We start from the raw sequence: 22,238 nt of genomic DNA on the forward strand, positions 1-22,238 counted from the left end.
CGGTATCTTATCCTTAGTCTAGCTGGAGCTCCAACCGTTTCATAGGGATGAATGGGTTTGGACACAAAAAATCCCTACAGCCAAAGACTGTAGGGATAACTGTTTAGTTCGTCACTTCAACCGCTGTATCGAGAGCGACACGAATCATTTCATCAAACGTCGTCTGACGCTCTTCTGAAGTCGTTTCTTCACCTGTCAACAAGTGGTCAGAGATTGTGAGGATTGTCAACGCGTTTACTTTATGCTTCGCCGCAAGCGTGTAAAGACCCGCTGCTTCCATCTCGATTGCGAGGCAACCGAAGTCCGCCCACTTCTTGAAGTGGTGGAAGTCATCTTGATAGAATTGGTCCGCTGTGAAGATTTGTCCTACTTTGACCGGGATGCCGGCTTTCTCTGCATTCATATACGCACGATGTAGGAGGTCGAACGTCGCTGTTGGTGCATAGTCCATTCCGTTGAAGCGGACACGGTTTTGACCCATCTCACTTGATGCGCTCATGGCGATGACGACATCACGCACTTTGACGTCTTCTTGAATTCCGCCGGCAGTTCCGACACGGATCAAGTTTTTTGCACCGTACGACATGATGAGTTCGTTCACGTAAATCGACATCGAAGGCACACCCATCCCCGTTCCTTGGACCGAGATGCGTTTTCCTTTGTACGTACCTGTGAAACCGTACATCCCACGAACTTCATTATATAATTCGACGTCTTCTAAAAACGTCTCCGCAATATACTTGGCGCGAAGCGGATCCCCTGGAAGTAATACCGTTTCTGCAATTTGTCCTTCTTGAGCTCCAATGTGTACACTCATGTTTGAATTCCTCCTTTAAGCTTGTCGTTGAACCTTTTCCCGAAATTCGTTCGGAGTAACACCGACTTGTTTTTTAAAGACCTTCCGGAAATATTTATCGTCCGAAAAGCCGACTGCTTGGGCGACTTCATAGATACGCTGTCTACTCGTCTCTAACAGGCGCTTCGCTTCGTTCATCCGAATCGTCAATACGTATTCGGACAAGTTCACGCCATATTGTTGTTTAAAACGTCGCGAGATGTACTCTCGACTTAAGTAAAATCGTTCGCTCATCCCTTGCAAACTCAGTTCTTCCGAAAAATGCTGTTCAATGAACGTTCCAATCTGAGAAATCGGGTCTTCACTCAATCGATCCACCACGTCCCCTAACGCGCGTGCCAACGTATCATTCAATACATCCGGGTCGATCGGTTTTAACAAATAATCAAAGCTCCCATACTGGATGGCGCGTCGCATATACGAATATTCATCGTATCCTGTCAACACGACAAGCTTAGAAAATGAAGCATGGTCGTGTACCCACTCCATCAGCTCGATCCCATCACAATGGGGCATTTGAATATCGGATAAGATGAGCGCTGGACGTTCTTGTTCGATGAGCGCCTGTGCTTCACGCCCATCCGTTGCTTCAAGAACCGTCGTCACACCGAACCGTTCCCATTCACCGAGTAATTTCACCGCTTCCCTTACCGGAGATTCATCATCTACAATCAACACTTTCGTCATGACGCCACCCCCTCAGAAGAAGCGGGAAAACGCATCATAATTCGAAAACCGCCTGTTTCAGGTGTAGCCAACATAAATTCTGCCTCCCGATTATAGTTTAACATGAGTCGATCGCGAATGTTTCGTAATCCTGTGCCTTCCGTGTCATAAAATGTCGAATCACTTTGTTCAATCCGTGACATGACTCGTTCCCATTCTTCGGTCGTCAGCGAACGACCACTGTTCTCACAACGAATCACGAGTGACGTGCCGTCCATCCAGGCCGTCACATCAAATCGATTCGCTAAAGCAGAGCCGTCCCGCTCGAACCCATGCTTGAAAAAGTTCTCTGCCAACGGCTGCAAAATCATTTTTGGAACAATCAGTTCATGGAGGTCTTCAGGAACTGAAACGGTCACTTGAAACTGATTTGGAAATCGTACGTCTTGAAGACGAATGTATGAGTTCAAATGCTCGATTTCTCGTTTCAGTGTCACCATCGACTCTTCTGGGTGCATGGTATACCGCATCATCGAAGACAGTTGCGTGATCAATCGATAGACCGTCTTGCCATCTCCCTTCAATGCCAATGTTCCGATTGACTGTAACGTATTAAATAAGAAATGCGGATTGGTTTGCGCCTGAAGCGTACGAAGCTCATTCGTCCGATTCTCTAAGGCGAGCTTATACTCTCGTTGAATTAAATCATCGATCCGTTCAATCATTCGCTTGAACTGTCTTCCGAGTACGCCGAACTCATCATTTCCGAGGGAATCAAATGAGACGGTCATGTCCCCTTGCTCGATTCGCCAAATATTTGAGGTCAACGTCTTGATCGGTGTCGTCAATTTCATCGAAGCATAGGTCGCTCCGATCAGTGCCAAAATGAGCGAGACCATCCCGACAAGCAAGATGATGAATGACGTTCGTGAAGCCGGTTCGGTCAAGAGTTCATCTGGAATCGATTTACCGACATAAAACTGCTGATGGTCAAACTCGAATGTTTTCGTGATCTGATGATGTTTTCCATCGGTCGAGATGGATCTCGGCTGAAATGAAGACGGAATTTCTCCCTCACCAAGATGGGCAAACACACGGTTGTCTTCACCGACGAACCATAAACTCTCATCTGGACTATTTTGTAAAGAAGCCAGCTGCCCGATGAATAAATTTTCAGGGATATCGAGCGAAAGAATAGCAAGTGGTTCATCCGTTTCAATCTTGTCCAGCCTGAAATGAAGCGTCACGACGTCTTCTTGTGTCATGATCGGCCCAAAATCATGATAAGCAACAAGTGGATGGGATGCTTCCAATAAGACACGACTTTTCGGATTATCCAAGAGCTGTTGTTGGACGACGCTCGGCTCTTTTTTCGATCGTGGTGACACTTTCATTTTATAAGCCGCAAATGAATCCATATCTTCGAGCATTAACAGCTGAATTTGCGCCACGTCTTCTCGGGACAGATACATCGCGAGGAGCGCGCGCCGCACTTCAATCTCCGTTTCTCGTAACGAAAGCCCCGGTCCATACTCCAAAATGTCTAACACGTCACGATCAGCGTATAAACTCGTTGGCAATCGACTCAAATCAGAGATATAGCGTTCCATCTGACGTGTCCCCCGTTCGAGCGACCATTCGGTCATCTCAAGACCACGTTCACGCTCCCGATCTTGCACGTACCAAAATGAAACAATCGTCGCTAAAATGACCGGTACAATGATGGTCAACGCAATCATCCCCGTTAACTTTGTCCGTATGCTATTCACCGATATCCCTCCTACCCAAACAGTATATCACGCGTTATGCAAACGTTTGCAAAAAACCACAAAAAAATTCCCTCGTCTCTTTTGAAACGAGGAAATTTCTTTTATTCATATGCTTCCATTAATTCAATGAGTTCAGAACTATGTCCCCAATCACGTGCCGTATCAATCGGTGTCATCCCGCTATCATTTTGGAGCGTGACGTCAGCTCCGTTGTCTAGCAAGAGTTGAACTGTTTCTTCATCAACCTCATCATTGTAGAGCAAGTTGTGAAGTGGCGTTTCGCCATACTCGTCTTGAATATTCACGTCAGCACCATTTTGTAATTCTGCTTCGATTTCTTCATAGCTCGCATTATTATACGTCAATTCTTGGATTGGTTCTTCCCATTCCAACGCCCAATCATCTGCAAGGTCCTCACTCATCGCCGCAGATACAATCTCCGTCAAATCATCGTTAATGAAGAGAAATGCGATAAGTGCCCCGTTTCCAATAACCGTCAATAAAATCATCGAAATGATCGAAGCTTTCACATATCCAGCCGTCTTGAAGACCGGAATGTTTTCTTCACCTGCAGCTGTTGCAATCGATGCGATTCGTTTCGGTAACGTTGGATGCGTCGACAACAACTCACTATACTTTGCGATAAAACCGTTCTCTCGACTTGCTTCGTATAAATAGTCGAACTCATTCACTTCTTTCGCAAGCGGTCCCCCGATTGCAAGAACCGTTAACGCACGCTTCGACGCCCCGAAGTCTTGAATGTAATGAGCAGCCATCCGGTCACACGTATATTCACAAGCACGTGAATAGGCAGAACCTAAGAAAGGAATGATACTACCGAGCAAGACGACCCACTGCTTTTGGACATGGTTACGACGAATGTGTGCCAGCTCGTGTGCGATGACAAACTCCACTTCTTTCGTCTGTCCCGTCCGTGTTAATTCCACGACATCCGAATACAGAATGACCATGTTCTTCTGGAAGAAACGTGTGGCAAAAGCGTTTAATACACCACCCGCTTGTAAAATATACACATCTGGCAACAAGCGGATGCCCATATCTGCCCCGACGCGTTGAACCATCTCATGAAGTTCTGTAAACTGACGAGCCGTCACTTTGACACCGTTCGTCCGAATGTACCCGATTTGAATCCAGTGAGTAAAGAGCGAGAGCGATACGATTGTACCGATGATCCATAAAAAGAGACCGAATGAGGCTACTGTCAGCACGATCCCGAGGATTAACATGAGCACGCTTGCTGCAACTAATAGTGAGAAGTATAGTTTTTCTCGTTTATGTACCAAGTTTGAATGATTCATCTATTTTCTCCTTCTTTTGCCAAAATACATGTTTAATTATACCGTTACTTCCAGAAGAAACAACAAAAAAATAGAAACTGACAAAGTCGTCAGTTTCTAGCGAATCGTTACTTGATAAAGTTGATCGTCTTGAGGCTGTGGGTTGCCTCGTCCGTCCGTATTGTTCGAAATAAAATACAAGGTGTCATCTTCTAACCACACATCACGAATCCGACCTAAATCTTCGACAATCGTCGTCACTTGTTTCGTTTCCCGGTCGATGGCAACAAGCCGCTCGTTCCGAAGCGTCGCCATATAGACGTACTGTTCATCCGTCGCGATACCAGAGGGTGCCCAAGACGTCTCGCCTACTTCAAACCACGGTGTGACAAGACCTTCTTGTTCCTGATTCACCTCAATGATCGGCCATCCATAATTGTTTCCTTCTTCAATCACGTTGACCTCGTCATGTCCGCTCGCCCCGTGTTCGCTCGCATAAAGAACTTCATCAATTTGACTCAATCCTTGAGGATTGCGGTGACCGAGCGAATAAATCCAGTCGGTCGGTTCACCTTCACCCGATAATGGGATTCGTAGAATCTTTCCGGCTAATGATGATTCGTCTTGTGCAAGTTCAGGCACGAGCGCATCTCCCGTCGTCACCCAAAGATGCTCACCGTCCAGCAATAGGCGACCTCCGTTATGAAAACGTGCACCTGGAATCTCGTCAAGTAAGACATTCGTCTCTTCAAAGCGTTCTCCATCCCATGTCAACTCGATCACACGATTTTGAACGTTTCTCCCTGACGATCCATACGTATGATACGCGTAAAGGATTCCGCTCGATTCAAAATCTTCGCTTAACGCAAGACCAAGGAGCCCTCCTTCACCAATCTCAAATACACTTTCCTTGAAGTTCACGTCTTGTCGAGTTGCGCGACCCGAACCGTCAATCACGGTGATGGTGCCACCACGTTCGGATACGAACCATCCCTCCTCTGTCCGAGCGAGTGACCACGGGATGGACAAGTTCTCGGCAATGGCGGTCACTTCTCCAATCTCAAGATTCGACTCTTCCGTCGTACTCGTTTCACTGTCAGTCTCTGTCTCACTACGTGTCTCTTCTGAAGTAGGTGGTTCTGTTCCTTCATTCGTTTGTTCTGGCGCACATCCCATCAGAAACAACAATGTCATAATCCCAATTTGACGTTTCATGTCGGTTCGCCTCCCTTTCCTTCATCATACCCTTGTTTCAAGAGCGCTGTGAAGGTTCGGGTGGGCGGGCCGGCAAGCGGGACGCGATGACGAACGCGATGATTGCGGCGACCATCGCTCCGATAAAGATGCTGTTCAATCCGGTCGCAATGATTTGTTCTCCTTGAAGTCGAACCGAAGCGTTCAACGTCTCCGTGACGCTCTGATTGAAGAAGTCTTCTAATGAAACTTGAGATAGCGCGCTGCTCTCTTTAAAGTCGTTAAGAACAACAAAGTTAAAGACTGCTCCGAACACCGCTACACCGAGCGTTTGACCAACCGTGCTTAAAAATGAGTTGGTCGCCGTTGCCGTTCCACGCTGTTGATAGGAGACGACAGTTTGTAAGACGACGATAAACATCGGTTGAGACAATCCGAAGCCGACGCCAATCAGCGCCACTGCACCGTATACCCATAAATCTGAACTAGATTGTGATAACAGTGTTAAGGTAAGCGTCCCGATGATGAGCAATCCCATCCCGATCAAAGCGCGTCGTCTCGGAGAAGCCACTCCGAGTGTACGCCCCCCGATAATCGATGTGAACGTCCACGCGACCGATAATGGCATCAACATAAATCCAGCCTCTGTCGCTGATTTCCCTAACACAGCTTGTGCCCAGATTGGAATGTAAGCAGACATGGAGACGAGCACCCACGCCGCAAAGAAGACCGAACCGTTGATGGCAGCAATCGTCGGTTGCTTGAGTAATTCAAACGGCAATAACGGAGATTTTGCTTTTCGTTCAGATACGAAGAAACCAACCAATAAGATGATACTGAATACCCCACTGGCAACAATGGTCGTCGTCCATTCATTCGTTTCACTGAATGTGATCAGGGCGTATAAGAATGCTGTCGTCCCACCTGCGAACAAAAGCGCGCCTTTCAAGTCAATCCGTTCAGTCGTCTCAGCGACTTTTTCTTTATAGAAGATGATAATCATGATAAACGAAAGTAACGCAAATGGTACGTTCAATAAAAAAACGTAGCGCCAAGATAACGTTTCGACTAAAAAGCCGCCGATGACTGGACCGAGTACACCCGACACGCCCCATACGGCACTTAAAATCCCTTGAATCTTTCCGCGTTCCTCATATTTGTATAGATCGCCGATAATCGTCATCGAAATCGGAAGGACCGCACCGGCCCCTAGACCCTGTAGCGCCCGAAAGACGATCAGCTGTTCCATCGACGTGGCTAACCCACATAAGAGTGAGGATAGCGTGAACAACCCGATGCCAAACAAGAGGACACGCTTCCGCCCGAATAAATCCGCCACTTTCCCATATATCGGTGTCGATACTGCTGTAAATAGTAAGAAGGCAGCAAATACCCAGCTGACGAGCGTCGCCCCGTTCAACTCACTGGCGATGACAGGCGTCGCAACTGATACGACCGTCCCTTCAATCGCCGCTAAAAAGGTTGCCAATAAGAGGGCAACCGTCACATTTTTTCTCATCCGTTCCATCTCCCCAAAAAAATAGTGGCGTCGGAAGGTTCCGAGCACCACTTCAACTGTCTATTATTTTGTGCGAGCCACGTTCATTTGACAAGTGTCATCTTTCGATTTGAAAAAGAATTCTCTTAACCGTTCGTATGCGGCTTGTTCTTCATGAACATGTACCTTCCCACAAATGGCTCCCGCTCTCATCATCCAGACTTCATCTGCTAACATCGCCGCTACATCTAACTGGTGAGTGGAAAATACGATTGTCGCACCTCGTTCTGCCTCTTCACGTAGTAAGTCTTGAAGCATTTGCATCCAGATCGGGTCTAGACCGTTCGTCGGTTCATCTAATAAAAGGATAGCCGCCTCATTGACGAGCGCTTGTGCCAAGAGGAGGCGTTGGCGCATCCCTTTAGATAATTCGGCGATTTTCTTGCGTTTATAATCATATAACCCGACCCGTTTGAGAACTTCAGGAGTCGGACGGGCGCCTTGCAAGATCGCGTAATAGGCGAACGTCTCTTCAACCGTCCATGTATCGTCAAACGAGAAGTCGTCTGGCATATAACCAAAGCTTTGATTGTATTTCATTCGTTCAGTTGTCGTGAAGCCGTTCAACTGAATGACCCCGGTGCTTGGTTCGATTGTACCATTCATCAGATTTAGAAGCGTTGACTTTCCAGCCCCATTACTCCCGCATAAAGCAATAATTCTCCCTGAGGTAATCTCTTCACGAATCGGATGGAGCGACCACGTATCGCCATATTTTTTTCCTACGTCTATACAGTGAATCATGATGTTTTCCTCCAAGCCACTTTCGAAGCAAACCACAACAAGACACTACTCATCGTCATCAAGGTAGCCCAGACGACGATGGATCCAATCGGGCGATTCATCCAATTTAACCAGTTGAGATACACCTCTCCAAACACGTCCGGAGATGACACTGTTGTACTGGCCCAAATGCGCATCAAATCAAATCCATTCACAAACAGCGCAAGGATCATTCCATTCACCTGAATACCGTATGGAAGCAAGGAAATCATCGTCACGAGAATCGTCGGCCACAATAGTACGAGGACGACCCACGTTAAAAAGGCGAGTAACATCGCCCGGATTCTCGTACGACCGAATAGTCCGATTAACGTACCGAGTGCCGTCGCATACATTGTTAATCCGGTCGCGTAGGCAAATAGGATGACCCATGTTGTAAACGATTGACCGACGACGAGTGATGCGATGAAGAATGCCAATAATAAAACGAGTACTTGTGTGACCAAAAACGAACTGAAGCGGATGAAAATGAATTTCCACTTTGGATAGGTAAATGTCGAAAGCAAACTTAGTCGTTTCGATTCTTGCTCTTGTCCCCAATGGATTGCCGTGGTCAGTAAGATGAAAAGCGGAAGCAATAGACCGAGCACCGTGATCAGCGTTGCGCTTATGTTCGTATAGTCGGCAGCAATCGGTAGCGCTTGTCCAAGTCCTCCGAGTAGAACGAGCGTGAGAATCCACGTCAGGAGAAAAGCATAGTTCTCTCGCTTTCGAAGGCTGCGTGCCCATTCCATCCTCCATAGAGACATCGGTTACTGCCCTTCTTCTTCCGTATCCATCTCCATGTCCATCTCACTATCTTGATTCATTCCGTCCATCGAGCCTTCGCCATCCATCATCATGTTCATCTCGCCACGTTCCCATGTATGATCTTTCAATTGATCGAAGTTCATCATCTCGCCGCCGTTCTCTTCCATATACGCTTCCGCGTCCGCCTCTTTTGCGAACGATAGAATATTGTAAGCCATCGGTGTTTTCGACTCTTTGTCGTAAACAAACATCGCTTCGTCTAATTCGACCCAATCTTTCGTATTGAAATCTTTTACATACATGGCAGCAATATCGTCTTCTTTTTGTTCTGGATACCAATCACGCATCAAGCATCCAATATCATCGAACGCATAACCTTTTTCATTCTCCATGATTGCTTCCGCTGCGAACTGCTCATCCATGATTTTCATCTTACACACTTCGCATTCCGTTTCGCCCCATTTGATTTCAAACGGTTCTGCCGATGCACTTGAACATGCACCAAGTGCCAACGATAATCCTGCTACTGATAATAGTCCTGCTACTGATAATAGTCCTGCTACTTGTTTATACGATTTCATGTCGTTTCCTCCCAAATCTCCAAATGATCATGAGCAATAAAATACTTCCTACATTCCAGACCGAACCGTTCCATTTCCACATCGGAGAATAAGTTTGTGGTGAAACATCTGTCAACGATACGTCTTCCGGGCTCCTTAGTATACTTTTTAGTAAAAGAAGACCAGGTGACCCATACAATAATTCGAATGCCTCATATGAATCTGTCAATAAGAATAAATATGGGTCTGTGCGAAATGGAACCTCACTATAGCCGTCGCCATTCAGGTCAAGGGTTATGTCACCCCACACATTTCCTTGCACGATGTTTTCAGATGACTCGACCATCGTTACGGGTTCTCGATTCCCCAATAGATTATTTTGGAGAATCATCATCCCTCTTGCTTGCTTCAATTGAAAGCCAATGTCATTTCCATTAATTGCATTCTGTTCGAGCGTCGTCCCAGTCGACTGCTCCGCATATAAACCGATATGATTCCCATAAATACTCGTCTTCTCAATTGTTGTATCGATGGCTTCATATAACATCAGTCCCGTCGCCGTTCCACCGACTTGATCATGCACATTTCCATTTTGGAAAGCGACTTGATTCGTCCCCATAATCATCGCACCCGTCAGGTTATGATGTAGTTCAGGTACAGAAATCATAACGTCAGTCGGAAACATCAAGTGAATGCCATAGCGTGAATGCGAGACGACTGGTCGCACAATCGTGTGCTGAGATCCGTTTTCTATGTATATCCCGTCTCGCACTTCTTTCGCGACGACTCCTCTGAGCTCTGACGCTTCGCTATTGAGAAGTACAATCCCATCTGCCTGTCCGTTTCCTTGAATTGATGTTCGAATGACACGTACGCCGTAACCATTCTCAATCAATAGTCCAGTGCCCGAGGATTCGATGGATACATCGATTAGTTGGTGTCCGAGACCCGATACTTGAACGGCGGGTACACGATCACTCTCGCACTGTTGAACCGATACACGTTCAAGAAGAGCACCCGTTCCTCGAAGAATGAACGCCGGATGTCCACAACTCGTATATGTTTTTCCGGCCCCATCAAATACTTCGTTTGATTCGATGACGATTGGTTCGGTCAATGGAGTCAGCGTTTCTTCCGCATTCACATGCGGCACCCAACACATAAATAGAATCCCTACTAGTAATCGTTTCATGCCCCCTCCTTCTCTCAACCGCTTACATCACTTATTCTACTGAAACCCCCGTGGGTATGTGTGTGGTTTATATGGGATTCTTGTGACAGTTTCTTCATAAAAAAAAACACAGACGGTGAAGGGGTCGTTTCACCGTCTGTGCGTCGCTTATTTCACTTTGTCTTGCCATACTTTCGTGAAGTCTTGAAGCATCTCTTCACCTGTTTTTTGCCCACCGACATATGCCTGCATGAGGGCACCGTATTCATTCACCGCACCATCCGGGTACTTGAACCAGTTCCACGAGATGGTCTTTCCTTCATTCGAGTATGCGAGGATGTCATCCGCGAGCGGTCCGAGGTCGTTCGCTTCAATCGACTTGAATGCAGGAATAAACTTAAACTTGTTGACCATATAGTCTTTCCCAGTATCAGATGTCGCCATCCATTCTAAGAAATCTTTTGCTTCTTCTTTATACTTCGAGTTCTTGTTGACGACCCAGTTGTTCGGGACACCAACCGGTAGGCGGTCCATTTTCTCGGCATCATCGTTGATTGGGATTGGAACGAAGCCCATCTCCATATCCGGATTCACATCGAGAATCATCTGTTGTGCCCAGTTCCCTTGTTGGAGCATCGCTGTCTCTCCTTGGGCGAATTGTGTGACTTGTGTATTATAGTCTGTCGTCAATGGATTCTTATTTCCGTATTTGATCGTCAAATCAAACAGCTTCAAAAACTCTTGGAACTGTTCGTTGTCTTCAAACTTTGCTTTATTTTCGTTCAACGCTTGAATGAACGCATCCGGATCATCTTGCTGCGCCATCGGAATATTTAAGAGATGAATGCCTAAAATCCAAAACTCTGCATAACCGACAGAGAACGGTGTGATTCCCGCCTTCTCTAATTTTTCTGCCGCTGCAGTCAATTCAGAAAGCGTTTTTGGTAACTCATCGATGCCAGCTTTTTCAAACAGTGCCTTGTTATAAATAAAACCGTATCCTTCAAGGTTCATCGGCATTCCGTAAAGCTTACCATCCATCGTCATCGGTTCTTTGGCGACTTCCGTCAAATCACCGACCCACTTCTCGCTCGACAAGTCTTCGAGTTTGTCTTTCCACGTCTGTGCTTCTGTGAAGCCACCGTTATTAAAGATGTCCGGTTCATTGCCTGAAGCGAATTGAGACTTGAGGGCCGCGCCATAGTCCGCACCGCCACCGACCGTTTGAACGGTGACTTTCACACCTGTTTCTTCTTCATACTCTTTTGCCATCGCTTCAAGATCTTTGGCGATCTCCGCTTTGAACTGGAAGACATTTAACGTAACGTCTTTTTTGTCACCGCTATCCGCACTTCCTTCAGAAGACCCTTCGTCTGTAAGAGATCCTCCTCCACAAGCCGCTAATGAAAGTACCATTCCAGCCGTCATGACCGCAGTCGACAATTTCCACTTCCGTTTCATTTCATTTCCTCCCTTAACCTGATCCATTCTTTACAAAATCAACTTTAAATGAAAACGCTTCCATAATGTAGGTGTCAAATTTGACGAATAGGGTGGAAAATGTTGCACAGAAAAACAGGACTCACATTTTGGAGTCCTGTTCCGTGTTTCTTCTTATTATATTACAACAAGCTGATGCCAGCTGCTTCGCACGACTGAATTACTTCTTGTGGCCAGACTGACGTTTGTACTTCCCCGATGTGACGCGCACGCAAGAGATACATCGCTACACGTGATTGACCGATTCCTCCGCCAATCGTCAACGGAAGTGTACCTTTGAGAACACCTTGATGGAATGGATATGCCCGTTTCTCGTCCGCACCCGCTTTCTTCAGCTGTGCGTCAAGAGCCGTTTCATCTACGCGGATTCCCATCGACGATAATTCAAATGCCGACTCGAGTGCCGGATGCCAGACGAGGATATCACCGTTGAGTGACCAGTCGTCATAGTCTGCCGCACGTCCATCGTGTTTCATGCCAGAGGCGAGAAGATCTCCAATTTGCGAGATAAAGACGGCGCCATGTTCTTTACAGATGGCACTCTCGCGTTCTTTCGGTGTCATCGTTGGATATGCGTCCTCCAACTCTTGACTCGTGATGAAATGAATAGCTTCCGGAAGGATTGCTTCAATGCCATACGTTGTTTCCACTTCCGATTCTGTTTCACGGAGTGCCGCATAGATCGACTCGACCGTTGCTTTTAAATATTCCATCGTCCGCTCTTCCCGAGCGATGACTCGCTCCCAGTCCCACTGATCAACGAAGAGAGAGTGTGTCGCATCGAGTTCTTCATCACGGCGAATGGCGCGCATTTGCGTGTATAACCCCTCTCCGACTCCGAATCCATAACGTCCGAGTGCCTCACGTTTCCATTTTGCAAGCGATTGAACGATTTCAAGTTCATGTCCTGGATACATCGTATCGAACTGAATGATGCGCTCCACGCCGTTTAAATGGTCGTTGACACCACTTGCTGACTCTACGAATAGTGGTGCCTGCACTTGCGTGAGTCCGAGTTCACGTGAGACCTTCTCCTCGAAGAGTGCCTTCACTGTCGCGATTGTCTGCTGTCTTTCCTTCATCGTGCTTGTTGCTGTTGTCATTTTCCGTTTCCTCCAATTGTGGAATATTTGAAAATGAAGCCATGAAAAAAAAGCCCTCCATTCCCATTGAACATGGGACGGAAGACTTCGGTTCCGCGGTGCCACCCAAATTAGTAGACGAATCTACTCACTTTTTCGAGACAATCATCTCGTAACTCCGATAACGGGGAGCGGTCCGGCTACGTCTACTGGCAAAGCGTTCGGGTAGCGACTCCAGGAAGTTTTTCGACGAAGGGTTAAGACCGGGCTCACACCACCCCCGGATCGCTTGACTCACTACCTTCGTGTACTCGTCCTTTCGACGTCGTTCACAATTGAATTGAGTTCATTATTATAAATATTCAGACTAATGTCAACGACTTTTTTCAAAAAAAATTAATCCTCCGTGTAGCGAACGGAGGATTCCCTTGGGAGGGTTATTTAATCGAGCCACTTGTAATCCCTTTGATGATATGTTTTTGCATACCGAAGAAAAAGACTAAAAGTGGAACGATTCCTAACACTAAACCAGCTAACGCAAGATCCCATTGCTTCGTGTACTGCCCAAAGAAATAGAACGTTGCGAGCGGGATGGTCCGCAACTCCACATCACGGAGAACAAGTGATGGCAATAGGAAGTCGTTCCAAATCCATAGGCTATTCAAGATGACGATCGTCACCGTGATCGGCTTGAGTAATGGGAAGACGATGCGCCAAAAGACGCCCCATGTCGAACAGCCATCGATGATTGCGGCTTCCTCGATCTCTTCGGGGATTGATTTCATGAATCCGTGGTACAGGAACACGGAGATTCCAGAACCAAATCCGAGATACATGACCATCAATCCCCAATGACTGTTGAGTAACCCGAGAATGCTTGAGACTTTCACAAGCGGAATCATGATCGATTGGAACGGAATGACCATCGCTGCCACGAATAAGAAGAAAATCATCGTAGAAATCCAATGCTTCGTCCGAACAAGTTTCCACGCTGCCATCGATGTGAAGATGACGATGATCGCATTCGCCCCGACTGTAATGAACAGTGAGTTTAAAAATACACGTCCATAATTCATCGCTTCCCATGCTTCCGTATAGTTTGACGTCAACCACTCATTCGGCAACGCCGATGTGTTCGTAAAGATTTCAGCCATCGATTTAAACGAATTGGCAACAACGTAATAAAACGGGACCAAATAGAGAAGTCCGAGCAAGATGGCAACAAGCTCAATGATTCCAAGGTTCCAAGAATACGTCCCCGAGCGAAGTGGACGTTGCGGAACACGCTTCGGTGTCTTCTCTACGTTTCTCTCGACATGTTCCAATTTCTCAGTCGTCATGCTTCCACCTCCCGTTTTTTCGTCACGTACACTTGTGTCACCGTAATCGCAGCCACGACCAAGAAGAAGATGACCGCTTTCGCTGACCCAAGACCATAGTTATTATTCACAAAAGACTCCGTATAAATATTTAAAGCTAACATCTCCGTTGATTTGAACGGTCCGCCGTTTGTGAGTGATAAGTTCGTATCAAACACTTTGAACGACCAAGAAATCGTCAAGAATAAACAGATGGTGATGGACGGCATAATCATCGGCAACGTGATGTGACGAAGCATTTTGAAACGGTTGGCTCCGTCAATCCGAGCCGCCTCCATCAAATCCGTCGGTACATTTTGTAACGCCGCGATGTAGATGACCATGACATACCCGCCCCCTTGCCAGATGGCGACAATGACGATTCCCCAGAATGCTGTTTGCGCATCCCCGAGCCATGGTAGTTCAAACAAACTCCAACCCGTCAACGCTCCGATTGAGGCAAAGCCTTTTACATAAATGAACTGCCAAATGAATCCGAGAATCAATCCACCGATCAAATTCGGCATGAAGAAGATTGTACGCAAGAAATTTCGTGTTTTAATGTTCATTGTCAACAGCAAAGCCAACGAGAATCCAACGATGTTCGTCAGTAAGACAGAGATGATTGTATATTTGGTCGTCATCCAAAATGAAGCACGGAACTGCTCGTCTTCAAGGAATAATCGCTGATAATTATCAAATCCGACAAAATTCAATTCTCCGGTCACACCATTCCAATCCGTAAAACTATAGTAGATCCCATTGAAGAACGGAATGAGCACGATCGCGACGAACGCTAGAAAAGCAGGTCCGACAAATGCTACAAAACTCGCTGGTTTCTTCCAATTTCGTCTTCGTTTCATCCGTTTCGAAGTTTCAGTCATGTGTATCGCCTCCACTATCAATGTATCCTGAAGAACCTTTTATGAAAACGGATACATTTGACGGAAAGGGTGGAAAATATTGAACGGAATGAATGAATTTCACGATCTGATGAGTTATGATAAAATCAATGATATTACGAACGGGTTGGATATCAATCGATTCTTTTCGTACTCAAAAACGTTAAAACCGAATATTAAATGACATATAAATACACATCGTTCGAAAACGGAGGTACTTCCCTATGACAACAACGAAACCATTATCCGATCTAACCATCGCGCAACAAGCTAAAACATTGCCCATTAAAGAGATTGCAGCAAAAATCGGACTTCAGGAAGACGATCTTGATCTTTATGGAAAATATAAAGCCAAACTTTCTTACGATGTCCTCGATCGTCTGAAGACAAAAAAAGATGGAAAACTTGTGCTTGTTACAGCCATCAATCCAACGCCAGCCGGAGAAGGAAAGTCGACGGTAACGGTCGGACTCGGCCAGGCCTTAAACCAATTGAATAAACAGGCAATCGTCTGTCTCCGTGAACCTTCACTCGGACCGACAATGGGCTTAAAAGGCGGAGCGGCTGGCGGTGGTTTCAGTCAGGTCCTTCCGATGGAAGACATCAACCTCCACTTCACAGGAGACATGCATGCCATCACGTCAGCTCATAATACAATCAGCGCCATGATTGACAATCACCTTCATCAAGGAAACGATCTCGGCATCGATGTTCGTCGAATTGTTTGGAAACGCGTCCTTGATTTGAATGACCGCGCCCTTCGTCACGTCACTGTTGGTCTTGGCGGCCCCGCTCATGGCGTACCACGTGAAGAAGGATTCGATATTACTGTCGCCTCTGAAATTATGGCGATCCTTTGTCTCGCAGACTCTTTAAAAGACCTTGAAGATCGGATTAAGCGAATCGTCGTTGCTTATGATCACCAACAAGAACCAATCACTGCTGAACAAATCGGAGCTGCTGGGGCTGCAACATTGTTGTTGAAAGAAGCGTTCAAGCCAAATTTAGTTCAGACGATCGAACAAACCCCTGCCCTCGTCCATGGGGGGCCGTTCGCGAATATCGCCCACGGCTGCAACTCGCTTATTGCGACAAAAACAGCATTAAAACTAGGAGAATACGTTGTGACAGAAGCCGGGTTTGGAGCTGATCTCGGAGCTGAAAAGTTCTGTCATATCAAGTCTCGTGTCGGGGAGTTAAATCCAGATGCAGTTGTACTCGTTGCGACCGTTCGTGCTTTGAAGATGCATGGCGGCGTAGCGAAAGACCAGCTCCATATTGAGAATGTCGGTGCGGTCGGTAAAGGGATGAAACTGCTTGCGAAACATATCGACACGATGAAAAAACTCGGTCTCCCGACCGTCGTTGCCTTAAATCGTTTCAATTCAGATATCGAAGAAGAGATTGCAGCGGTACTTGACTGGTGCACAGCACATGAGATTCGTGCTTCACTGAGCGAAGTATGGGCGAACGGCGGACTCGGTGGACAACAACTCGCTGAAGCTGTCATTGATGCGGTTGAGTCAAACGAAAGTAAACTATCACCACTTTACGAATTGACCGATTCGATTGAACAAAAGATTAAAACGATTGCCCGGGAAGTATATGGAGCGGCCGATGTCACGTTCACAGCAAATGCTAAAAAACAAATGCTTGAGATTGAACAGAAAGGTTGGGCAGACCTACCGATTTGTATGGCGAAGACACCGTTTTCTCTATCGGACGACCCTTCCAAATTCGGTTATCAACAAGGATTCACCATTACGGTACGCGAATTAAAACCATCAGTAGGAGCAGGTTTCCTCGTTGCTCTCACAGGTAACGTTTTAACGATGCCGGGCTTACCGAAACATCCAGCTGCCCTCAATATGGGCATTGATGAATCTGGAAAAGCAATCGGACTTTTCTAATAGGAGGATGACACATGGTTCTTTCGGAATTGACGTATCCAGACGGATATCAGACAGAAGTAATGGAAATTCGAGCAGAGCAGTCCATTGGAAAAATATTCATCTTTCACGGAATGCTTGAACACCATGAAAGATATATTGAGTTCGCTCGTTTTCTAACAGAAAATGGATACGATGTTTTCATATGCGACTTACGAGGGGCGGGTTCAAGCGCCCACGAACAACAGACTTATGGACACCTCTCTCCGGGCGAGGGCTTTTTGCAACTTGTCGAGGATGCTCAATATCTGATTAACCGCTACGAAGATGAGCGCCCTACTTATGTATTAGGTCACAGTTTCGGTTCTCTGCTCGTTCGTCGACTTGGTCAAATCATGGGGCATGCCTTGGCTGGAGTGATTGTCGTCGCGCCTCCCCCACATCCTGGGGTTGCAGGCGAAGTCGGGCATCGTTTAATCGCTTCCGTCATGAAACGTAAAGGTGCCACGCATCAATCACGTTTCTTTGAACGCCTTTTGTTCGGGCGCTACAACCTTAAGTTTTTGCCTGCTCGAACGGATAGTGACTGGCTATCAAGCGTCCCCGAGGAAGTTGATTCGTATATCGATGATTCGAATTGTGGGGGGCTTCCCTCACTCGGATTTTTACATGAAGTGACCCGTGCCTCACTTGATGTCACGACCGTCGCACGCATTCATGAGCATCCGAAGTCTCTTCCGATGTTGCTCGTTGCCGGGATGGACGACCCTGTGATCCATGACGGGGAGGGGTTGAACGGAATCATCGAAAAATATCGCAACGCGGACGTCGAACTGTCCGTTGCGACATATGACGATGCCCGACATGAAATTTTGCGTGAAGCGGACCGGGAACAAGTATGGTCAGACATACTCATGTGGATGAAACAAAACAAAATCCATTAAATGGTTTAAGCTCCTTTTTGAAGGAGCTTTTTATTTTTTCCAAATTTCATACAAATAACTTCAATGATTCACCTCTTTTTTAAAAGATAACCTTCTTATCAAAATTTAAGTACGTTATACTTAGACCGCATAGTGAAAATCATCTACATCGATCGATGACCAATCGATTGGTGAAAGGAGTAAATAGACTTTGAAATCAAACCTTACACGATTGAGTGCAGCCGTCCTTGTTTCGACCTCGTTATTTAGTGGATTGGCTCCCGCTCCATCATACGCAGCAACATATGAAGGAACCGTCAACACAGAGATTTTAAATGTCCGTTCTGACTCGTCTACGACTTCTTCGATTGTTGGAAAGCTAACTGAAGGAACAACAGTAAACGTTTATTCATCGAATAATGATTGGGCACAAATCGAATTTGAAGGTCAAAAACGATATGTCTCTTCTGAATATTTGACCGTCAATACGTCCATTTCTAAATCTTCAACTTCCACTGCTACTGCCCTATACACTGCTAAGGAAGCGACAAATATGTATTCATCGATGACGACTTCTTCCTCGGTCGTGAGTGCCATTCCGAAAGGTGCGACCATCACTTACATATCGACGCATGGGGCGACGGGTTCTTGGTACAAAGTTTCTTATAACGGAAAAACAGGTTATGTCGCTCAAAAATATTTTGTTGAGCAGGCATCTGCAAAACAATATGTCGCAGAAATGAACGTCAACTTGAGAGCAGAAATGACGACTTCTTCTGCTGTATTGACGGTCATTCCTAAGGATGCGGTCGTGAACTATATCTCGACACATGGCGCGACAGGATCTTGGTACAAAGTTTCTTATAACGGGAAAATTGGTTACGTCGCTCAAAAATACTTTTCTGCATACGAGGGTGGTAGTGTGACGCCTCAAGTGAACCCGACACATATGACAACTGATTCAACAAAAGTATATGCATCGATCACAACGACTTCTCGTGTATTGACGACTCTCCCTAAAGGAGCGAAAGTCAGTCTTCAATCCACATATGGCGCGACAAATTCGTGGGGTAAGATTTCTTATAACGGAATCACTGGCTATGTAGCCATGCGCGACCTACAATCGCTGACTGCACCTAAACCGATGTACATTAGCAATCAAACGACACTTTACAACTCTATGTCGTCAAGTAAGAAAGCCATTCGTACGTTAACACCTGGTACAGCGGTGTCTCAACTTTCTACTCATGGCGCGACTGGATCATGGTCTAAAGTGACCTATCAGTCTACGACAGGATATGTCCCGACGCGTGATCTCTCTGAGAAATTCACACAAGTGGTGACACCTTATTACGCTCAACAAGATACGAAGTTATATTCTTCGATGTCTAGTTCAAAAACGGTGCTACAGGCTATTCCAAAAGGAGCTAAAGTTGATCAATTTGCGAAATTTGGAGCGACCGGTTCATGGTATCAAGTCCGTTACAACAACACGACTGGTTATGTTGCAGCTCGTGACTTTGCGTTGACGCCACCGACAACGACACCGACTGAACAGTACGGTCCGGAAGCCGAGTACCGGATTTATGTAGAAGGTGGCAGTACGTTAAACGTACGTTCTACTCCTGCCGTCCAGTCAGACAACCTTGCTGGAACGCTGAGCACCGGGACGATTGTCAGTGTGAAACCGATCATCGGTTCAGATTGGGGATTATTGACGAACGGTACGTATAGCGGAAACTATATTCACATGGATTACGCAATCCCTGTCACGACAACGCCACCAGGAAGCGGTGTCATCAAGAACGTTTTCTATACGAACTATCCGATGTCTGTTCGCGACATGGCAGAGCGTCAATATAATCAAATCGCCTTGACAGATTTCCATCGCTACGAAAAAGCTTATTTGCCAAGAGCTTGGGTCAGTGTCACTGATAACGTGGGTACAATCGTCAATCAAGATATGACCGTCATCTCAAACGTAGGTGCTGCTTTAAAATCGTCTGCTTCATCAACTTCTATGACAGTGGCAACAGTTCCGAAAGGTGCAACAGTTCAATATGTAGAACGCGCTTCTTCTTCTTGGTATAAAGTCAAATACGGTACAGCCACGGGTTATATCACATTGAGTTCCGTCGTCGGTAAGGCCAATATTTTAAGCCAACCAAGCCTTACATCTCATCCATACGGTCAAATCAACCCAGGCGAAAAAGTAACCATCACTGGACAGACAGGCACTTACTACACTGTTTCTTACAAACGGCCATCGGGGCACAACCTTCGAGTGTTTGACAATACTTGGCGTCGTGCATCAGTCGACGAAGTGTTGACATATGTTGACCCGACTGGCATCGATCCGAATTCACGCTCATTCTACCAATTCTTAGATTTATCGAAGAGTGCCGGAACGACAGCGACAACACTCAATAAGCTACTCCTGTCGAAAGGTACACTTAGTGGCTTAGGTCAAGCGTTCGTAACTGCCGGTAGTCAGTATAATATCAACGAAGTTTATTTGCTTTCGCATGCACTTCACGAAACGGGTAACGGTACCTCAAAACTAGCGTCTGGTGTACCCGTTGATAAAGATGGGAACGCCTTGATTAACTCAAATGGTGACCGCATTTATCCGGAGCGACCTGTAGCTGCTACTGTATACAATATGTATGGCATTCAGGCCTTCGACAGCAATCCACTCGGAAGTGGAGCCAAATATGCGTTTGAACAGAAATGGTTCACGCCTGAAGCAGCCGTGATTGGCGGAGCCTACTGGATTGGTTCTAGCTACATTAATCACCCAACTTACAAACAAAACACACTTTATAAGATGCGTTATAACCCTGATTCTCCAGGTACGCATCAATACGCAACGAATATTGCTTGGGCAGATATTCAAACGAGACAGATCTATGACGTCTATCAATCGCTTGATGCCTATACACTCAATTTCGATGTTCCAAAATATCAATAAAAAAATGAGACACGCGCCTCTAACTTGGCGTCGTGTCTCATTTTATGTCCATTCGACTGAGTCGATGATTGATTCAATCTCCATTTTTTCATTCGTCACTTGATCGGCAACGTACGTCATGAATAAAAGGCGTTTTCCGTCCGTCAAAGACCAGACATCTAGATGCATCCCGTCTTCGATGCCGCTCGCATAAGCTGTCGTCATGTCACCTGTCTCGTCAGTCACGCTTGGCGCAATTTTTACGTCGATTGGGAACTCTCCTAAGAACGTATTGAGTTCGCTTAAGACGGCTTCTCTTGGTTCTTGTGAATCCTCAGACTCATAGATGGAGATTTGAAGCGTTCCTTGCGCATCCTCTTCTGTTGAATAGAAGCTCACGTAGTCTTCTTCTTCACTGTATTCGTAATGTTCCGGATACGTCAGGCGGAACCACCCATCAATTTCATACTCTTTCATGCTGTTTTCTCCTTTACTTGCTTAAATGCCAGTCCTGTGACCATTTTTGCTTGTAGTGCATATTTTAGTCGTTCGGTCACATACAGACGTTGGCTATTTACATCTTGGGCAATCATATGTCCAAATAAGTTCATTCGAACCGTTTGATTGGATAGGAAATAGAATCGATCCGTACTCAACGGGCGAAATTCGTTCGAGTGTTCGAGGTATTCGATTTCAAAGCGTCGGAGCACATTAAGTGCGCAATACCGATCAGTCTTCCCTGTACTTGTATGAAGCTCGACACGGACGAGCTGAACGTCATATGGACAGACATTCATAAAGATTGGACTGACTCGCTCATGAATCAAGAGGATGCCCATATCGGTTTCAATCAGATCAGGTAAAGACCCTTCATCTTGCGAAATGCTCAAGACGACATACGGCCGGTTCGATGGTGCGAGCAATTCGCCTTTGTAAAATCGAAATCGCTGAATTCCTGTTAGAACCCGGGCCCGCCAAGCACTCCCTCGTGCTTCCGCTTCCATTCGATACAACCTCTCTTCACTCACG

Annotated in this window: 19 protein-coding genes and 1 other annotated feature; of the genes, 3 read left to right on the plus strand and 16 right to left on the minus strand. The window is 46.2% G+C overall.

All coding sequences use genetic code 11. From position 1 onward, the window contains the following. Positions 1-103: 103 nt before the first annotated feature. From deoD to KNP62_RS12370, 14 genes are all read right to left on the minus strand, one after another. The gene (deoD, locus tag KNP62_RS12305) at positions 104-817 is read right to left on the minus strand and encodes a purine-nucleoside phosphorylase (RefSeq protein WP_074033044.1); all 714 of its coding nucleotides are present in this window, start codon (positions 815-817) and stop codon (positions 104-106) included. A gap of 15 nt (positions 818-832) precedes the next feature. After that, positions 833-1,543, minus strand: coding sequence for a response regulator (locus KNP62_RS12310; protein ID WP_214785710.1), 711 nt, complete (start codon positions 1,541-1,543; stop codon positions 833-835). Then, positions 1,540-3,291 (minus strand): sensor histidine kinase, encoded by a 1,752-nt coding sequence (locus tag KNP62_RS12315; protein WP_214785711.1) that lies wholly within the window; start codon positions 3,289-3,291, stop codon positions 1,540-1,542. Before KNP62_RS12315 ends, KNP62_RS12310 begins: the two co-directional genes overlap by 4 nt. A gap of 101 nt (positions 3,292-3,392) precedes the next feature. Beyond that, a complete protein-coding gene (locus KNP62_RS12320) occupies positions 3,393-4,610 on the minus strand; it encodes a M48 family metallopeptidase (protein WP_214785712.1) in 1,218 nt (405 codons plus the stop codon). Between the two features lie 96 nt (positions 4,611-4,706). Then, a complete protein-coding gene (locus KNP62_RS12325) occupies positions 4,707-5,804 on the minus strand; it encodes a PQQ-dependent sugar dehydrogenase (protein ID WP_214785713.1) in 1,098 nt (365 codons plus the stop codon). 37 nt (positions 5,805-5,841) lie between these two features. Then, positions 5,842-7,302, minus strand: a complete 1,461-nt coding sequence (locus KNP62_RS12330) for an MDR family MFS transporter (protein WP_214785714.1) — start codon at positions 7,300-7,302, stop codon at positions 5,842-5,844. A gap of 63 nt (positions 7,303-7,365) precedes the next feature. Next, the gene (locus tag KNP62_RS12335; RefSeq protein WP_214785715.1) at positions 7,366-8,085 is read right to left on the minus strand and encodes an ABC transporter ATP-binding protein; all 720 of its coding nucleotides are present in this window, start codon (positions 8,083-8,085) and stop codon (positions 7,366-7,368) included. After that, positions 8,082-8,873 carry a hypothetical protein gene (locus KNP62_RS12340; RefSeq protein ID WP_214785716.1) on the minus strand — a complete coding sequence of 264 codons (792 nt, stop codon included), beginning with the start codon at positions 8,871-8,873 and terminating at the stop codon, positions 8,082-8,084. Before KNP62_RS12340 ends, KNP62_RS12335 begins: the two co-directional genes overlap by 4 nt. A gap of 3 nt (positions 8,874-8,876) precedes the next feature. Further along, a complete protein-coding gene (locus KNP62_RS12345; RefSeq protein WP_214785717.1) occupies positions 8,877-9,455 on the minus strand; it encodes a nitrous oxide reductase accessory protein NosL in 579 nt (192 codons plus the stop codon). Then, the gene (locus KNP62_RS12350) at positions 9,442-10,626 is read right to left on the minus strand and encodes a NosD domain-containing protein (RefSeq protein ID WP_214785718.1); all 1,185 of its coding nucleotides are present in this window, start codon (positions 10,624-10,626) and stop codon (positions 9,442-9,444) included. Before KNP62_RS12350 ends, KNP62_RS12345 begins: the two co-directional genes overlap by 14 nt. A gap of 147 nt (positions 10,627-10,773) precedes the next feature. Next, a complete protein-coding gene (locus KNP62_RS12355; protein ID WP_214785719.1) occupies positions 10,774-12,066 on the minus strand; it encodes an ABC transporter substrate-binding protein in 1,293 nt (430 codons plus the stop codon). A 161-nt stretch (positions 12,067-12,227) separates the two neighbouring features. After that, complete coding sequence (asnA, locus tag KNP62_RS12360; RefSeq protein WP_214785720.1) at positions 12,228-13,208, minus strand: aspartate--ammonia ligase; 981 nt, start codon at positions 13,206-13,208, stop codon at positions 12,228-12,230. Between the two features lie 70 nt (positions 13,209-13,278). Then, positions 13,279-13,519, minus strand: a binding site (T-box leader). A gap of 105 nt (positions 13,520-13,624) precedes the next feature. Then, on the minus strand, positions 13,625-14,527 hold the full coding sequence (locus tag KNP62_RS12365) for a carbohydrate ABC transporter permease (RefSeq protein ID WP_251125703.1): 903 nt from the start codon (positions 14,525-14,527) through the stop codon (positions 13,625-13,627). Beyond that, a complete protein-coding gene (locus KNP62_RS12370; protein ID WP_483299215.1) occupies positions 14,524-15,429 on the minus strand; it encodes a carbohydrate ABC transporter permease in 906 nt (301 codons plus the stop codon). Before KNP62_RS12370 ends, KNP62_RS12365 begins: the two co-directional genes overlap by 4 nt. A gap of 242 nt (positions 15,430-15,671) precedes the next feature. Here KNP62_RS12370 and KNP62_RS12375 point away from each other — a divergent pair, with 242 nt between their 5' ends. From KNP62_RS12375 to KNP62_RS12385, 3 genes are all read left to right on the plus strand, one after another. After that, a complete protein-coding gene (locus tag KNP62_RS12375; protein ID WP_214785721.1) occupies positions 15,672-17,357 on the plus strand; it encodes a formate--tetrahydrofolate ligase in 1,686 nt (561 codons plus the stop codon). Positions 17,358-17,371: 14 nt separating this feature from the next. Further along, positions 17,372-18,280 (plus strand): alpha/beta fold hydrolase, encoded by a 909-nt coding sequence (locus KNP62_RS12380; RefSeq protein ID WP_214785722.1) that lies wholly within the window; start codon positions 17,372-17,374, stop codon positions 18,278-18,280. 190 nt (positions 18,281-18,470) lie between these two features. Beyond that, positions 18,471-21,230, plus strand: coding sequence for an SH3 domain-containing protein (locus KNP62_RS12385; RefSeq protein ID WP_214785723.1), 2,760 nt, complete (start codon positions 18,471-18,473; stop codon positions 21,228-21,230). A 42-nt stretch (positions 21,231-21,272) separates the two neighbouring features. On the opposite strand, the gene KNP62_RS12390 is transcribed toward KNP62_RS12385, so the two are convergent. Further along, positions 21,273-21,686, minus strand: coding sequence for a DUF3805 domain-containing protein (locus tag KNP62_RS12390; RefSeq protein WP_214785724.1), 414 nt, complete (start codon positions 21,684-21,686; stop codon positions 21,273-21,275). Then, the gene (locus KNP62_RS12395) at positions 21,683-22,237 is read right to left on the minus strand and encodes a hypothetical protein (protein ID WP_224863319.1); all 555 of its coding nucleotides are present in this window, start codon (positions 22,235-22,237) and stop codon (positions 21,683-21,685) included. Before KNP62_RS12395 ends, KNP62_RS12390 begins: the two co-directional genes overlap by 4 nt. Between the last annotated feature and the right edge of the window lies 1 nt (position 22,238).

It is taken from the genome of Exiguobacterium sp. s183, from assembly GCF_018617655.1.
Lineage (GTDB): Bacteria > Bacillota > Bacilli > Exiguobacteriales > Exiguobacteriaceae > Exiguobacterium > Exiguobacterium aestuarii_A.

Coding starts and splice junctions, on each gene's coding strand:
- KNP62_RS12325 (WP_214785713.1), bottom strand. CDS start 5,804: ATGAAACGTCAAATTGGGATTATGACATTGTTGTTTCTGATGGGATGT.
- KNP62_RS12390 (WP_214785724.1), bottom strand. CDS start 21,686: ATGAAAGAGTATGAAATTGATGGGTGGTTCCGCCTGACGTATCCGGAA.
- asnA (WP_214785720.1), bottom strand. CDS start 13,208: ATGACAACAGCAACAAGCACGATGAAGGAAAGACAGCAGACAATCGCG.
- KNP62_RS12330 (WP_214785714.1), bottom strand. CDS start 7,302: ATGAGAAAAAATGTGACGGTTGCCCTCTTATTGGCAACCTTTTTAGCG.
- KNP62_RS12340 (WP_214785716.1), bottom strand. CDS start 8,873: ATGTCTCTATGGAGGATGGAATGGGCACGCAGCCTTCGAAAGCGAGAG.
- KNP62_RS12370 (WP_483299215.1), bottom strand. CDS start 15,429: ATGACTGAAACTTCGAAACGGATGAAACGAAGACGAAATTGGAAGAAA.
- KNP62_RS12365 (WP_251125703.1), bottom strand. CDS start 14,527: ATGACGACTGAGAAATTGGAACATGTCGAGAGAAACGTAGAGAAGACA.
- KNP62_RS12375 (WP_214785721.1), top strand. CDS start 15,672: ATGACAACAACGAAACCATTATCCGATCTAACCATCGCGCAACAAGCT.
- KNP62_RS12310 (WP_214785710.1), bottom strand. CDS start 1,543: ATGACGAAAGTGTTGATTGTAGATGATGAATCTCCGGTAAGGGAAGCG.
- KNP62_RS12345 (WP_214785717.1), bottom strand. CDS start 9,455: ATGAAATCGTATAAACAAGTAGCAGGACTATTATCAGTAGCAGGACTA.
- deoD (WP_074033044.1), bottom strand. CDS start 817: ATGAGTGTACACATTGGAGCTCAAGAAGGACAAATTGCAGAAACGGTA.
- KNP62_RS12350 (WP_214785718.1), bottom strand. CDS start 10,626: ATGAAACGATTACTAGTAGGGATTCTATTTATGTGTTGGGTGCCGCAT.
- KNP62_RS12335 (WP_214785715.1), bottom strand. CDS start 8,085: ATGATTCACTGTATAGACGTAGGAAAAAAATATGGCGATACGTGGTCG.
- KNP62_RS12355 (WP_214785719.1), bottom strand. CDS start 12,066: ATGAAACGGAAGTGGAAATTGTCGACTGCGGTCATGACGGCTGGAATG.
- KNP62_RS12380 (WP_214785722.1), top strand. CDS start 17,372: ATGGTTCTTTCGGAATTGACGTATCCAGACGGATATCAGACAGAAGTA.
- KNP62_RS12320 (WP_214785712.1), bottom strand. CDS start 4,610: ATGAATCATTCAAACTTGGTACATAAACGAGAAAAACTATACTTCTCA.